14 protein-coding genes are annotated in these 16,127 nt (G+C 24.0%); 2 read left to right on the top strand and 12 right to left on the bottom strand.

Features of this window, described 5'->3' with window-relative positions:
• Window positions 1-147: 147 nt before the first annotated feature.
• From mnmG to AACL11_RS02625, 7 genes are all read right to left on the bottom strand, one after another.
• Window positions 148-2,031, bottom strand: coding sequence for a tRNA uridine-5-carboxymethylaminomethyl(34) synthesis enzyme MnmG (gene mnmG / locus AACL11_RS02655; protein ID WP_174480229.1), 1,884 nt, complete (start codon window positions 2,029-2,031; stop codon window positions 148-150).
• 285 nt (window positions 2,032-2,316) lie between these two features.
• Window positions 2,317-2,445 carry a hypothetical protein gene (locus AACL11_RS02650; RefSeq protein WP_338988059.1) on the bottom strand — a complete coding sequence of 43 codons (129 nt, stop codon included), beginning with the start codon at window positions 2,443-2,445 and terminating at the stop codon, window positions 2,317-2,319.
• Between the two features lie 160 nt (window positions 2,446-2,605).
• Window positions 2,606-3,394 carry an exonuclease domain-containing protein gene (locus tag AACL11_RS02645; RefSeq protein WP_338988058.1) on the bottom strand — a complete coding sequence of 263 codons (789 nt, stop codon included), beginning with the start codon at window positions 3,392-3,394 and terminating at the stop codon, window positions 2,606-2,608.
• Window positions 3,395-3,653: 259 nt separating this feature from the next.
• Window positions 3,654-4,565, bottom strand: coding sequence for a hypothetical protein (locus tag AACL11_RS02640; RefSeq protein ID WP_338988056.1), 912 nt, complete (start codon window positions 4,563-4,565; stop codon window positions 3,654-3,656).
• 194 nt (window positions 4,566-4,759) lie between these two features.
• A protein-coding gene (locus AACL11_RS02635; protein WP_281747819.1) for an IS5 family transposase occupies window positions 4,760-5,549 on the bottom strand; the annotation gives its coding sequence in 2 pieces (ribosomal slippage) (window positions 4,760-5,287 and window positions 5,289-5,549; 789 coding nt in all).
• Between the two features lie 54 nt (window positions 5,550-5,603).
• Complete coding sequence (locus AACL11_RS02630) at window positions 5,604-5,774, bottom strand: hypothetical protein (protein WP_338988055.1); 171 nt, start codon at window positions 5,772-5,774, stop codon at window positions 5,604-5,606.
• A 245-nt stretch (window positions 5,775-6,019) separates the two neighbouring features.
• A complete protein-coding gene (locus AACL11_RS02625; protein ID WP_338988053.1) occupies window positions 6,020-7,180 on the bottom strand; it encodes an Mbov_0401 family ICE element transposase-like protein in 1,161 nt (386 codons plus the stop codon).
• Window positions 7,181-7,246: 66 nt separating this feature from the next.
• Between AACL11_RS02625 and AACL11_RS02620 the strand changes: the two genes are divergently transcribed.
• Together AACL11_RS02620 and AACL11_RS02615 are read left to right on the top strand one after the other, a co-directional pair.
• Window positions 7,247-8,953 (top strand): hypothetical protein, encoded by a 1,707-nt coding sequence (locus AACL11_RS02620; RefSeq protein ID WP_338988052.1) that lies wholly within the window; start codon window positions 7,247-7,249, stop codon window positions 8,951-8,953.
• Between the two features lie 340 nt (window positions 8,954-9,293).
• Window positions 9,294-9,629, top strand: a complete 336-nt coding sequence (locus AACL11_RS02615) for a hypothetical protein (RefSeq protein ID WP_338988051.1) — start codon at window positions 9,294-9,296, stop codon at window positions 9,627-9,629.
• Here AACL11_RS02615 and AACL11_RS02610 read toward each other — a convergent pair.
• From AACL11_RS02610 to AACL11_RS02590, 5 genes are all read right to left on the bottom strand, one after another.
• Window positions 9,626-11,659, bottom strand: coding sequence for a hypothetical protein (locus AACL11_RS02610; RefSeq protein WP_338988050.1), 2,034 nt, complete (start codon window positions 11,657-11,659; stop codon window positions 9,626-9,628). The two genes, AACL11_RS02615 and AACL11_RS02610, sit on opposite strands and share 4 nt — an antisense overlap.
• The gene (locus tag AACL11_RS02605; protein ID WP_338988048.1) at window positions 11,610-12,851 is read right to left on the bottom strand and encodes a hypothetical protein; all 1,242 of its coding nucleotides are present in this window, start codon (window positions 12,849-12,851) and stop codon (window positions 11,610-11,612) included. The genes AACL11_RS02610 and AACL11_RS02605 overlap by 50 nt, the downstream gene beginning before the upstream one ends.
• Window positions 12,852-12,867: 16 nt before the next feature.
• Window positions 12,868-12,990: a hypothetical protein gene (locus AACL11_RS02600; RefSeq protein WP_338973392.1), complete on the bottom strand. Its 123-nt coding sequence runs from the start codon at window positions 12,988-12,990 to the stop codon at window positions 12,868-12,870.
• 4 nt (window positions 12,991-12,994) lie between these two features.
• Window positions 12,995-15,325 carry a hypothetical protein gene (locus AACL11_RS02595; RefSeq protein ID WP_338988047.1) on the bottom strand — a complete coding sequence of 777 codons (2,331 nt, stop codon included), beginning with the start codon at window positions 15,323-15,325 and terminating at the stop codon, window positions 12,995-12,997.
• Window positions 15,326-15,615: 290 nt separating this feature from the next.
• Window positions 15,616-16,116, bottom strand: a complete 501-nt coding sequence (locus AACL11_RS02590) for an IS630 family transposase (RefSeq protein WP_338988468.1) — start codon at window positions 16,114-16,116, stop codon at window positions 15,616-15,618.
• Between the last annotated feature and the right edge of the window lie 11 nt (window positions 16,117-16,127).

Here is a 16,127-nt window from a genome sequence, read left to right as displayed (position 1 = left end):
CTCTTAAATTTGTGTCATATTTACAATTTTTATTACTGTTTAATTTCTTTTGATCATCATAAATCAAAATCTTCTTTGAACTTTAAAATACAAGTAAAATATTTAATATATAAAATTAGCGATCTTTTAATTAAGATCGCTAATTTATTAAATATTTAAATTTGGATATTTGCGTTTTAAAAAAAATAATAAAACTTGAATATCAGCAGGACTAACACCAGAAATTCTTGTAGCATGACCAATTGTTAATGGTCTAACGCGCTTTAATTTTTCTCTAGCTTCACCAGTAATACTTTCTACTAAATCATAATCAATATCACTAGGAATTTGTTTTTTTTCTAAACTATTAGTTTGTTGCGCCATTTTTAGTTGCTGATTAATATACCCTGAATATTTAATTGTAATTTCTAATTCCATTAATTCATGATATTGTAAATCATTTATTAAAGGTAACTGTGAAGTAAACATTGATAATTTGACACCTGGGCGTTTTAATAATTCATAAGCAATAATATGATTATCGGGAATTGGACCTAAATTATTATTAATAATATACTTAGCAACTTCTGAATTGGGACTAACTTTAATAGTTTTTAATTTTTCAACAATATTGGACATTAATGTTTGTTGAATATTAAATTGCGATCAACGTTGTTCACTAACTAAGCCAACTTGATAACCATACTTAATTAATCTTGTTTGAGCATTATCATTTCGTAATAATAAACGATGTTCAGCTAAAGAAGTTAATAAACGATAAGGTTCAACTGTTCCTTTTGTTACTAAATCATCAATTAAAACTCCGATATATGCTTCATCACGCTTTAAAATTAATGGTTTTTCTTTTTTTATTTTTAAATGGGCATTAATTCCAGCTATTAAACCTTGACACGCTGCTTCTTCATAACCACTAGTACCATTAATTTGACCAGCACTAAATAAGTTTTTAATTAATTTAGTTTCCAATGTTGGTCATAATTGTGTTGGTTCAAAAGCATCATATTCAATAGCATATGCTCATTTTAATACTTCACAATTTTCTAAGCCAGGTAACGTTCTCAACATTTTATCTTGCACATCAATTGGCAATGATGTTGAAAAACCTTGGACATAAATTGAATCCAAAGCAAGTGATTCTGGCTCTAAGAAAATTTGATGACGAGGCTTATCAGCAAAACGTACTACTTTATCCTCAATACTTGGACAATAACGTGGTCCAGTACCTTGTGCTTCACCATTATACATTGGTGATTTATCTAAATTATTATTAATAATGGTATGAGTTTTATCATTTGTATAAAGTAAATAACAAGGTAACTGTTTTGCTAATGGTAAAAAATTTTTAGTTTCATGTGAAAATGCTAAAGGTAAATCACTACCTAGTTCAATATTAGTTTTGTCAAAATCAATACTATTTTTTTTAATACGAGGTGGTGTTCCTGTTTTTAAACGTATCATATTAAAGCCTACAATTTTTAATTGCTCAGAAATACCATTACTTGTTCTTTGACCATCTGGTCCTTCTGATTTCTTATTATGACCTTGTAAAGTTAAAGCTGTCATATAAGTACCAGTAGTTAAAATCACAATTTCACTTGTAATTTTTTCACCATTCTCTAAAATAACACCCTTAGCAGTGTTTTCTTCAATTATTAATGATTGTACCATAACTTCTAAAATTGTTAAATTTTCTTGTTTATTTATTGCATTTTGCATATATTGTGAATAAGCAATTTTATCAGATTGAGCACGAATAGCTCAAACTGCTGGACCACGTGAATGATTTAATAGTTTCATTTGCAAAGCAGTAGCATCTGCTGCTTTAGCCATTTCGCCACCAAGTGCATCAATTTCACGAACCACAACTCCTTTGGCTGGTCCACCAATAGAAGGATTACATGGCATTAATGCAATTTTAGTTTTATCAAGAGTAATAATAGCAGTTTTATGACCTGCTCGTGCAGAAGATAATGCCGCTTCAACACCAGCATGACCCGCACCAATTACAATAATTTCATAGTCATATTTCATTGATTTCACCTCCATTTCATAAAATATTACATATCAAAATTAATAACATCAAAAATAAGAAATTTTATTTTTAATTTCTTTAGTAATGTTATCATAAACAAGCAAAATATTCATGTACTTTTTAGACTTTTATTAAATAAAAATTGAATTTTAGTTAATAATCTTCTCGATTATAATTGATTATATTTTATACAAGATATAAATATTATTTAAAGAATTAGTGCTGCACTTAAAAATAGCAACTGTTTTAACTAGTAATCATTAATACTAATTTAAAGCCAGTAATTACTTACTTTTAAATATTTTATTTATTAGCACAAGATGTGTTTTTATTGAAAAGACACTTTTGTCATTAACATTAGTGACTGTATCCAATGGTGATAAAACATATGCAACATCTATTTCTTTTTCCATAACTGTAACCTCTTTTGTATACAATTTGACTTAAATAATTTATCTTAATATCCCTACATAAGTATAATTATAATGTTAATTTTTAAATTTGCAAATTTTTATTTACTATACCTTTAAACTTAAAAAGTATTTTTATATATAAAAATACATCTTATATTAATTAAGATAAAGAATCACCAAATAATCTCCCCATTTTAATATTAAGATTATTACATAAAGTTTTTAAATGGTAATGTTCACTGAAATGTATATTAATTAATTTATGTAAAGTGGTAACATCTGCCAATGGATCATGATGATCAAATTTAATTTGATTACTATGAACAAGAGCACTTAAACGGTTATTAGGATAATCATATGTTCTTCTAAATAACTTAACTGAACAAATGTAAAAAAAATTAGGGCACTCTAAATCATAATGATTAATTAATGATCTTAAGATATTAATGTTAAAGTTAGAGTGATGAGCAATAACAACAGTATTTTCAGTAAAAAAAGTAACAATGTCTACTCATAATTCTTTAAAATTTGACATTAAAGATACGCTTTCACTTGTAATTCCATGAACATGAGAAAAAGTAAATTCTTCGGGATGTGGTTTAATTAACGAACTATAAGTTTTGACAATTTTACCCTGTGTTACTTTTATCATAATTAATTGACAAGCACTTGTTTTATTCGAATTTGCAATTTCAAAATCAATAAAAACATAATTAGTATTATCAATGCCTCAATCATGAACACTAAATTTTTTCTTACTATTTAATTTTGATTGCTTTCTTTTTAATAACATTTTTTTAGCAAAAAGATTTTTACTATCTTTACTTTTATACTGTTTAAAAGGTGTAATTATTTCTTGTTTTCCTTCTATATTAACTTCTGATTCAGAGTTATCATCTGTTTCAAAATCATCATTTGTCTTCTTGAATTTTACACTTTTAAAAAACATATTAATGGCAATAGCACCTTTCTATCTAAATTTTCATAAATTAATATTAGTTATTCCATTGATAAATTATAACATTGATAAGTTAGAGTAACTATATTTTTACTTATAAAACTTCATTTTTTACAAAATTCAGTCATTAATTATCATTCTTTAACAACTAACTTAATATAATTTATAAAAATAATATTATGAATAAAATATTATATTATTGACAATAAAAAAGATTGCAATTGCAATCTTTTTTTAAATAAGAAAAATATTATAATGAAAATGAAGTTGAAGAATTATTTCTAGTAATTAACGGTTCACTATCATTTACTTCATTTTGAAAATTATTAATTTTTTTTAACTTTTTAGCTATTTTAACTTGTTTATTAAGTTCTTTTTCTTCTAATCTTTGATTTTTTGCTTTTAAATTTTTTAGCTTATTTTCTGCTTCTTGCAGTTTATCTTCTCTTTTTTTAATTTTATCTTTACTTTTTACAATTTTATCACTAAGTGTTCCTAATAATGGACTATTTTTTTTATTAAGTTTTCTTTGACGTTGCGCATCTTTAAGATTCATTCGTACTAGTTTATCTTTTTGCAGTTTAGTTATTACCTTATAAATCTTGACACTTATTGCAACAGCAATTGCTCCTCCAATAACTATTGGTACAGCATAAAGTAAAAAGTCTAATCCTTCAAATAAATCACTAAAAAATGATTCTATCCCTTGTCAACCTTTTTCAAAAAAATTTCCTACGTCTTTTGTAAAATCCTCAAATCCTTTTGAAATATCTTCTCAAATGCCACTAATATCTGAACCAATATCATCTATACCTTTACCAATTTCTTCTAATCCTTTACCAATATCATTTCCAATATCTTCTATACCTGAACCAATGTCTGATATAATATCTTCCAGTCCTTTACCAATATCTGAACCAATATTATCTACACCCGAGCCAATATCTTCTATACCTCTTCCAATATCTTCTATTACTCCTGAACCAATATCTTCTATACCTCTTCCAATATCTTCTATTACTCCTGAACCAATATCTTCTATACCTCTTCCAATATCATCTACACCCGAGCCAATATCTGATATAACACCTTCTACACCTTTACCAATATCATTTCCAATATTTTCTATTCCTTTGGCAATATCATCTAATCATCCAAACATAATTTTTCTACCTTTCTTTTAACCTAAACTTGGTCTTAATGTTGTTTTATCACTATTATTTATATTTGTTTCTAAACTATTAGCACCTAATACTATACTATTATTAAACTGATTAATATTGGGATTTAATTCAGACAATGGTTCTCTATTAGATTTATTATTTAGTTTTTCTAAATGATCATCTAAGAACCTGTTTAGAATCTTTTTAATAAAATTGAAATAAAGGAAAGAACAACCATTTGTAAACTAGTATTTAGTTTTCTTTCACAATTTTTTCATAATCTTCTGCATTTTTCTAATCATGCAAAGCTTCGTTCTACAACTCATCTTTTTGGTAGTACTACAAAAGAATGTAATTCATTACGTTTTACAACTTCAACATTTGCATTTATGATTGTTTTGATTGCAGAAGCAAATTTTTCACCAGTATAGCCAGCATCTACTATTATTTTTTGAACTGTAGAAAGATTTTCTTTTTCACTTTTAATCATTATGATAGCACTATTACGATCTGTTTTTTCTGCTGTAGTTATGTAAATTGCATGTGGTAAACCTTGCGTATCAACTGCAATATGACGTTTTATTCCTGAAATCTTTTTACCAGCATCATAACCTTTATTTTCAGTAGTATCTGTATTTTTAACACTTTGCGAATCAATTATACAAAAACTAGTTTTTTCTTTTCGATGATTCTTAATACGAATCTTTTTAACTAATTTTTTTTAAAATTAATTGCAATACACTAGGTTCTTTATCATTGTTTTTACTTCAAATTTGGAAATAATAATATACAGTTTGTCATTTTGGAAAATTTTTTGGTAACATTCTTCATTGACAACCACTTTTTAATACATATAAAACTGCACAAAACACTTCATATAAATCTAAATTTCTTGGTTTTGTTTTCTTTTTGCTGTTTTCTAAAGTTGATTTTATGTTCTCAAATTGTTCTTTAGTAACATGACTTGGATAATTTTTATGCATATATACCTCTTATTTTAAAATATATAGTAATTTTACATTATTTTCTAAAAGATTCTAAACAGGTTCTAATAAATCATCTCATTCACCTTCATACTGTAATAATTTTTTAATATTTTCATAAATGTCATAATTTAAACCATAATTTATATTAAGTAAATCAATTTCAATAGATCTAGTATACCTTGGATTATGTGGAAGTAATCTTATTTCTGTATAAGATTTCAATTTTAATCTCTCCTTTAAATATTTGGGAGCGTACCGATGTTGTCAATAATATTCAAATTTGTCTGAAAATTATAAAGTTAGACGAGAATAATTTTGACTTCAATATGCAATTGTATGTTAATCTTAACACTTACTAAATATTAGTCAACAATAATACTTACTTTTATAAATCAAAAATTCTTATTAAAGTTTACGTTAATAAGTTTTAATTTATTTTTGCTTTTTTTAAAATCTTTAATTTTAATTTATAATAACTGGATGGCTGTGTTTATTTGATAGCATTTAAAATTAACCATTTTTGTATACATATCAATGTTATAGGTTCTATCACCAATCATATGCTTTAAAATTTGTTTAATATTAGTTTCAGTAAAGCAACCAATATTTTCAACTAATGCTTGGTTTAATACACCATCTTTTGCATTAATAAAATAACCAACTTTTATTTTTTTATATTGTAAAGTTAATGATTGTAAAAAATCAATTAATTCATAATATTGACCTTTTTCAAATAAATTTATTGCATTTTGATAGTGTAATTTAGCAATTTGATTTTTTCTTCTTCCAGCCATTATACCAAGAAATAAAACATGAAAAGCATGGAATTTATCTAAAATAAATTTAGCATTTAAAATTATAGCAGTTTTTCTAATTCATTTTGCACTATCGCCACAAACTATTAAATTTGCTTGGTCAAAGTTTTCAAAATATAAATGACCATATTTTTGAATAAATTTAGCTGTTTTTTCTGCGCCAATTTCTGTTTTTGATACTCTTATTTTACAAACTGCTCTTTTATTAATTAATTTTCCATTTTTCTTTTTACCAGTACAAAATACTAATAATCTCATAGAACATTTTTTACAATTTTTAGTATTGTGTTTTTCATTAAACTTAAATTTTCTATGTCCATCATCAATATTTATATATAAAGTTTGATTTGGTTGCAATAGTATTTTAGGGATATTTGCTTTTGGTAATTCAAATTTTTGATATGTTCTACAAACTGTACTATTACTTATTAAATCTTCAATAAAAGTATCACAAACATCACGATATTTTTTATCATCAGCAAAATATTTTAAAATTTGTTTAATAACATCTGGTGCTAATTTACTATACTTTTTAACACCAAGATAGTTATCTAGCAATGAAACAAATTCCTTTTTTTGTGTTTTTGGGTTATAATGTATACAAATACGTCGTTTATAATTTAATAAACCTTTTTTTGTTTTTAATTTTCTTTTTCTAAATCTATATGATTTATATTCAGATTTATCACATATACTTCATAAATAATCATCTATTTTTGCAAATAATTCTTCTGTTTGTTGTAAATTTAATTCATCTTGATTAAAATAGTGTTTGTCTCAATCAAAATGATTAGGGAATGGTAATATAAACATTTTTAATGTTCCTTTCTTTTTTAAATAATTTAATTTTAACTTATATATGTTAATTAAGGAGTAAATATGGCTTTTATCACTAGTTATGCACAATTAAATAAAAAATATAATCTTAATTTTAGTGATAATAATTATGGTTTTAGTTGAGATATTTTTAAAGCATTTGTTGGTGATGAATGAGCAGAATATTTTACTACTAATTGTTTTTATCGTTTTATACCAACAGCACGTGGAACAAGAAAAACTTGAAACTGCTTAGCATTTGATTTATTTATATGTTGTAATTTTAGTGATAGTAGTGTTCAAGAAGTAAGGCGCTATGAAAATACTCATAGTGAAACGACAATTGGTGCTTTAATGAATGTTTGTCAAGTTTTATTAGATACATATCATATTAATTTATTACCTAATAATCCACATGGTATTAAATGAAAAATAACTAAGGATGGTGGTTGTATTATTTTTCCTAATAATCAACAAATTGACTTTATTGGTTATGCTAATGGTAATAAGATTTTTGGAAAAGAAGCAGGTGGTTCAAGTTTTTTAGGTTCAAGAACAGATGAAATAATCATGGCAGAAGAAAAAGAAACACTTACTGATAAAGAATTAACATATCGCTATGAGCGATTAGAAATATCTATGTTTAGAAGTAACAGAATTAAAGTGTCAAATGAACCAATTAAAGAATGAAATTGAACTTTTATTGATAAAAATATATATAGCCCTACTTTTGGAAAAAAGATTACTCGTTATTTTTATAAAAACTTTTTTATGACTTTTACATGCAATCCTTATGATAAATATCATCCATTTTATTTAAAATACTGTACGCCATTTTTATCATTAAATAATGAAGTAATGGAAAATCTTAAAAAAATTGGCAAAGTTTATTATGAAAATAAAGACATGTTTAGTGGTTTAGGTTTATTTGTTTTAAGATTTACTATTAAACCATTTTGAGATAAGTTACCGGATATCCAAAAAAGAAAATTATTAGAAATGAAAAAAAGTAATGAAGATGAATATAATACTGTTTATTATGGTTTTGAATTTTTAGATAGTGATGCAACAATTTTCCCATTTCAAAAAACAGTAAAATATTGACAATCATATGATTTAAAACAATTTTATAATCAAGAAAAAGATATGTATAAATTTGATTTTTATAGTGTTGGTATTGATTGAGCTACGGGACCAAAAGACCATACTGTATTTATGGTAGTTGGTTTTAAAGAATATAATAATACTGGTTATTATGATGCTTATATTATTTGTGAATTAGTAGTTACACCAAATGACTTTATAAATGAAAATGAAAAAATTAATGCTTATGTTAATGAAATTTTAGGATTAATGGATAATTTTGAAAATTTTGAACAAGCAATTTATTTTTATGATGATAAAGCAAGAACAGCAATGGATTGATTAAATCAAAAATTAATTGATGAACACAATACTATTTTAATAACACAAACTGCTATTAAACATGGTTCAAATTTAAATCAAGAAGCAGGATTAACTAATAGAGTAGTTTGAATGAGAAATATTATGAGTTATGGAAATTTTTATGCGAATAAAGATGATTTACCAAAAACTACTCAATGTTTAGAAGAATTACGTTATGATGAAACAAAAACTAACATTCCTGACAAGAGTATGTATCAAGACCCTTATGATGCATTATTTTATGCACTATATCCATATAAAAATGTAATTAGGGGTAAAAATAATGCTACTGTGAAAAAAAGTATCTTCACATTTGCTATATAATAAACAAGTTTAATATCATTAATAGTATAGGTATCACAAAATAAACGCCTTGCATTTAGGCGTTATTTTTCGTTTAAAAGCATACTTGTAAAAATAATCAAAAATAGTACAATTTTAAAGTAAAATCAAGGAAAAAAGGAGTAATTTAAGATGAAAAAAATTATGACAACGATTTTATATCTTTCATCAATACCATCATTTTCTATAAGCACTTATCGGTGTTCATTAACAGGACATACTATTCAATGCAATGATGGTACTTGAACTAATAGTCATGGTAAAGGTGCATGTTCATGCCATGGCGGAATAAAACACTAAAAATATAAAGGATTAATTAAAGATGAGTGAACAAAATACAGAATTACATTATGCTAAAAATATAGCAAAACAAAGAAAAACACAAAGAAATATATTTATTGGTCTATTTTCATTTATGACAGTATTATTTATTATTTCAGCAACTGCCTTAGGTCTTGCATGTAAAGATGGAAGACAAAAATTAAGTTTTTATTTAGGTCATGATTATACAGCGTACTGGGGGGGGACTGGGACAACTATATGAGAAACAAAAACTGATAATGCAAATAAAATAGATTTATATTTTAGTATTAAACCGCTTCTTACTTCTGATATAAAATGAGATGGAATTTATCCAGACGGATATTTTGATAATTAAATTTCTAAGTTTATATAAGAAATATTTTCGTTATATTTATCAAATAAATTTATATTTTTTAAATTTATTTCTTGTTTATCAGTTATTAAAGTTAAATCATAATTTCCAGCACCAAATATTCCACTAATTTCAATCCGATTTAAGTTATTAATCGGGTTTTCAATTTTTAACTCAAATTCACTATTATTATCAATTTGAGAAATTTCTTTATAAAATTCCAATTTAGAAAATAGTTGAGATTTATTTGAACCATATAAATTTAAAGCATTTTCAATTTTATTATTACTAATAATTACTCTTGTAAAATACTTTCCATACTCACCATTACCTAATGTTCAATCAGCAGGAATTAATGACGGTATATTATTGCTTTCTAACTCGTTTGTAATAGATAATCAGTTAAATTGGTTATCATCTAGTTTGAATAATTCATTTTGACTGATATCATTATTTTTTAATTTAATATTATTGGCATCTGTAAAATCAAAATATACAGATTTTAATATAACTTTTATGTCTTTGAATTTTCATATTTCTTTATCATTTGGTTTTATTGGACTTGATTTTAATTCAAAATAATAAGGTAATAAAATCTTATTATCATCATTTAAACCTTTATTAATTGATAATGATGAATAAATATTTTTTGATAACATAATAAATATTTGTTTAAATATTTTTATTTGCTCTAAGTTAATATAATTTGGATATTCAAACTCTCATTGTTTAAATAAATTAGTAATTATTTCATCTGGTTTTTGTCCTTCAAATTTTTCACGTAGTGTTGCAATATCATTTTTTGGTTTACCTTTATCATCGTACAAAGCACCATCAAAATTTCTATTGTAATTATATGTATAACTTAGCATATCTAATAGTAATTTTTGTAAACTATCAATTGGTGGTTTATCACTTATTTCAACTTCAATATCATCAAATTTATCATTAGTAGCAATACTTGTATATTCTTTTCCAATTGGACCACTCTGAATTTTTCATACTTCTTTATCTTTAAGTTCTTTCTTTTCTTTTAATGGTCATTCTCCAAAAGAATAAGAACTTAAAAAATATCCTAATCAAGCATGTGTAACTCTTGCGTTTTTAATTATTTCTTTTCTTGTTTCTTTACCCCCACCAATAGCAATTAAATCTAAAACTGATTTTTCTTGTTCAATAAATTGTTTTGCAAGATTTCAAGGTAATATTTGTTCACTAAATCATTGTTGTAATATTCTAACTTTTGGTTGAGTTTCAATAGGCATTGATAATAGTGGAAATGCTATCTTATCTTTAACAAATAACTTTGGGTATACTTCCATATTATCAATTTCACCAAGTACCTTTATATTGCCAAAAATCATGCTTCTAGGGGCTTTAATTTTTAAGCCAATAACCTTAGTATCTTTATCTAATGGTTTTTGTAATTTAATAATGATTGGATAACCATCTCTTGTTTTAAAATCTTTAATTTTAATAATAGTAATACTTTTAGTACTTCTAGTTTTTGGATTTTGATAAGGTTGAGAATAATTATTAATGATATATAAATTATCAATATTATTTTCACTTAAAGGTTCATTAATTGAAACTGCATATAATTTAAATTGATTTAATAAATTTATTTCTTGAAATATTAAATTTTTAATATCAGTCATACTATATTCAATTGTATTATCATTAATATTTGTGCTAGCTCTTTGATTTAATTGCATAGTAAAGTCTGATGTTTCAGCAGCAGTAGTTTTTAATACCTTATCAATATCAATAAAACCTATTTTAATAGTATTTGCTGAAAATTTTAAAGTATTATTTTCATTATTTTTAAATAAACGTTCAATTTCATAAATATATAAAGTTCTTAGTTTAAATTCATCATATGCTCTTTTAAGCTCAGGGTCACCTTTGCTACTCATAAGATTAGTAAAGTCATAAGGAATATTATCAATTAAATAATCATTTTCTACTTCTGCTTGATTAAGTTTAGTTTGTTTCTGTGGAAACTTCGTTTGTGGTTTGTTGTTGTTTTCCATTGTTCTCTCCTATTAATTGGTTATTTTCGGGATTAAATAATTTTAATTTAACAGTTAAATTATTAATTTCTTGTTCATCATTAATATTAAAGGTTTTACTATTTAATAAATCTTTATCAATTCTCACTAATATTTGAAAAAATTTAAGAATATCAATATTAAATTGTCATAATTTTTGTTCAATGTAATTAATAGTTGAAATATTTACTGCTGTACTTTCGGGAACTGATTGTTGTGCAGATTTCTTTTGACTTGGTATATGAATACCACAACGTTTAAATATTTCATTAACATTTCAATCGTATATATCAGTTAAATTTTTACCTTTAAAATTACTATTTGTCATATTGATATTTTCGTTTTGTTCATTATTATCTCCACCACTTTTAAATATGTAGTTTTTAGTAACTAATGTTCTTACTGCTTCTTCTAATGTTGATTGAACATTACCATAAGTTTGATTAAAAATAAATTTAGGTGAGTTTAAAATAGTATCTAAAACAATTTGTTCATAAATAACATCTAATGCTTTAATCTTATCCATTACTTTATCACAATCTGCTAACTCATTTGCTTTATTTCGCATAATTGCTATTGGTATATAGTTAATATTTAGTGTTTGTTCTTGTGCTAAATTAGGGTTATTACTATATGTTCTAAAATCTAATGGAAATTGTTTTTTATTATCACTAATACTATAAATTGCACGATTAATAGTTACTTGTTCATTATTTAATGTATAAACTTCAAATAATCTTACAATTTGTGCATTTTGTTGATAACTATCATAAAAAATAGTACATTGAATTAATTTACCAGTAATATCATAAACTCTTTGTTGGATATCTACTACTTGAAAATATAAATCATCATTAGCAATAAAAATTAAATAACCACTAATTCCTAATTTACTTAATTTAAAAATAGAATTTCAATTTTTTCTATAAAACTCTTGTTTAATTAAATATTGTTTAATAGTTTCATTATTAATATCTAATGGAGCATTATATAAATTAGCATTATTTTCTGCTACAAAATCAGTAAAATAAGTTTCATGATTAAAATCATTAAAACCAAAATAATTTAAAATGGAAGCATGTGTACTTTTATTTTTATTATTTAAAAATTTTACTTTTTCATTTTGATTATCACTAATATTACTTTTTTCTTTTCTCTTAAATGGATTTAACATAATATTCACCACCTTTCTAAAATATTTGATTAATTTTTAATACAATTTTTACTATAATAAATATAATTAAACCTGCTGTTGCAGAAGATAATAAAACTCCAATTAAACCTAAAATAATTTTTATAATTTTAAAAAACATAATATTATTCCTGTAATTCTTCTAATTTTCATACATTACCTTTTAAATTACCTTTTACAGTATAAATAGTAATCAATTTTGCATGTTGAACTGATAAAATTACTATATTAGCACTATCATTAAAGGTTTGTATTTGTACACCAGCAATTTTTTTATCAGTTATAATAAATTCTTGAATAGTATAAACTGGATTATATATACTTCAAGAATAATAAACTCTATAATGTTTATTCTCTTGAAAATCATAAGTAATTTGTCAATTATCTCATTTATTTTTTTCTCTTGTTCCTACTTCTTTTCAATTTGAACCACTTGGAATTGGTGTTGGATTATTTTTTAATTCAATATCTCAAATATTTTCTTCTATTTCATTAGTTTCTAAACTTTTTGAACTAATTTTAATTGGTTTATCTATATTAATTACACTTGGTGAAGTAATATCTAATGTATTACTAGTAATTTGATAAGTATTTTCTTTTAATTCTTCAAAACTAAATATAGCACCACCATCAATTTCACATTTAATAAATAAACTTCATTTATTAGTAGATTTAGTATAATCAGCCTTAAGAATTAAAGAAGCATCTTTATTATCAATTTTACCAATTAAAAGAGTTCATGTACCAGTTCCAACTGCTTTTGCTGATTTAAACAATAACATTAATGGATAACCATTTTGCTCAGGTGCATTTCTGTGTCATGTTATAAATACACGATATGTTTTATTAAGGTCAATATTAAAATTATCTCATGTTCTATTATCAACTTTCTTTCCTATTACAACTCAATTTTCTTTATCTTGTTTTTTATCAATATTATTTTTATTTTGATTAATAGCATCAACAATAGTTTTATGTTCAGTTTCTAAAGTAGGAATTTCTTGACCAATAGCATTCATAGAAAAAGCAATTGGAAATAATGCTTTTGTATCTTCTAATTTTTTATTTACTTCTTCTTTTTTATAATAATCAGATAAATCAGCTTTACCACCAGTAGTACTAATAGTATTAGTTTTTTCATCAATCTTAATATTTTCACCAGCAATTAATTTATTTTGTTTTTTATCTAATAAATTATTAGTTTCTAGTTTTGTATAATAATCACGTTCAGTATTTTCTTCTGCTATAAATTCAGTTGGTGTACCTATTCCTTGATATTGATATATATTATGAATTATTGGTTTATACTTTTTTGTGTTATTAGTAGCAATAAACTTTATTAAATCAACATCATATAATAATGTTACTTTATCAATATTAACATCAATATTTTCAATTATTATTTGCTTTTGTTCTATTTGACTATTAGTAATTCTTATATTAGATTTAGTTAATTTATTATTACTTATAATAAGTTGTTTACTATCGATAAAATAATATGTTCAATCAATAATACATCATGTATCTGTTTTAATATTTTCATTTTCAACTTTTTTTCATAAAGGACTAGTTTCAATATTAAATCAATTATTTTTAACATCATTAATATTTTCATTTGCTTTAATTAATTCAGTATTTAATTTGGTAATTTCATTTTCATTAGTAGTAATTCGTTTTTGTTGTTTAGCAGAAAAATCACAAGTTGGTGCATGTGTATAATCACCAATTTGTGGATTATTTTGTAATGCTTCGGGTGGTAATGTACCAATTTCATCAGGTCAATCTAAAATCATTGTTTCAGTTTCTTTATCATAATCAGTTGCAACATAACCTTTATTAACAAATTTACTAACAGGACCTCTATATATTTCATTTTCATTATCATCAACTAAATCATCATATAATTTAATTTGTTTTGATAATGTAAATTCTTTTTGTTGTTCAATTAATTCATCAACTTGATTTCTAGTATAAAATGCTTTTAAATCAATTTTTTCAACATCTATTTCATCATCATTATAATTTGATAATATTTGTTTTAATTCTGTTAGTCTTGCCCATATTTTCATTCTACTTGGTGCTAAATCTCATACATTAATTGTAGGAATACTACTTGCACTAAATTGACTACCATTATTAAATTGAATAGTAGCATCAACATTAAATTCAATTGGTGTACGATTAAATACTCAATGTTCAGCGGTTACATATACCATATCTCTTAATGTTTCTTTAATTAATTCATCTTTGAAACTATCAAAAGGAAATTTAGATAAAATAAAACCAAGATAAGCATTAATATCATTTTGAGCACGAATAGCAAATGTTTTAAATCAATCATTAACATTTGGTCATGTTTTTATATATTGTGGTGGAGTTTCTGTAATTTTTCCAGTTAATGGATATCAGTTATTATAATTTTCAAGACTGACATCAGTTCAAAGTTTATTAATCATAATTTATCATTCCTTAAAAAATGCTTTTTTATAATGCTTAGTTTTTGTTTTAGTTTTTCTATGTGATATATGGATAATTTCTTTTTGTAACTTTTTCTTACCTTTTTTTACAACTTGACTATATGCAAATTTTTCTAAATGATGTAATAGTCCAGTGCCAAATAAAGTATTAACTGAAAATTTTAAACCAACACTTTTAAATGATTTATTAATATTTTCAATAGGATTATTAATAACATTTACTACTTTATGATAAGTTCTTACTATTCTAAATATTTCTCTATATATAGCTAACTAAAGTAATGTTTACTCATATCTTGAAAAACAAAATCAATCGCGTTTTTAATATTTGGTCAATAATTTGGTAATATTTTTCTTATATTATGTTTTATAGCAAATCAAAAATGTTCAATTGGATTTAAATTAGGAGAATATGGTGGAAGAAATAATAGTTTGCATCCAGCATTTTCAATTAATTGTTTTGTTGCTTTAGATTTATGAAACGTCGCATTATCTAAAACTATAATTTGTCCACACTTTAATACTGGAATTAGTATATTTTTAACATATGATTCAAAAATTTTACTATTGCAATGTCCTTCAAATGCTCATAGAGCTTTTAATTTACCTTTATTTAGTGCACCAATTATACTCATTCTCTTTATTTTATATGCAGGTTTATTATCAAATAATCTTTTACCTTTTTCAGACCAACCATATTTATAAAATTCATTATCATCAATTCCAGATTCATCAATATATACCAAATCTTCATTCATTATTTTCGCTATTTCTTTTAAAA

The organism is Spiroplasma endosymbiont of Dasysyrphus albostriatus, from assembly GCF_964019495.1.
In the GTDB taxonomy this organism is placed as follows: domain Bacteria; phylum Bacillota_I; class Bacilli_A; order Mycoplasmatales; family VBWQ01; genus Spiroplasma_E.
This window is presented reverse-complemented; position numbering and strand designations above follow the sequence as displayed.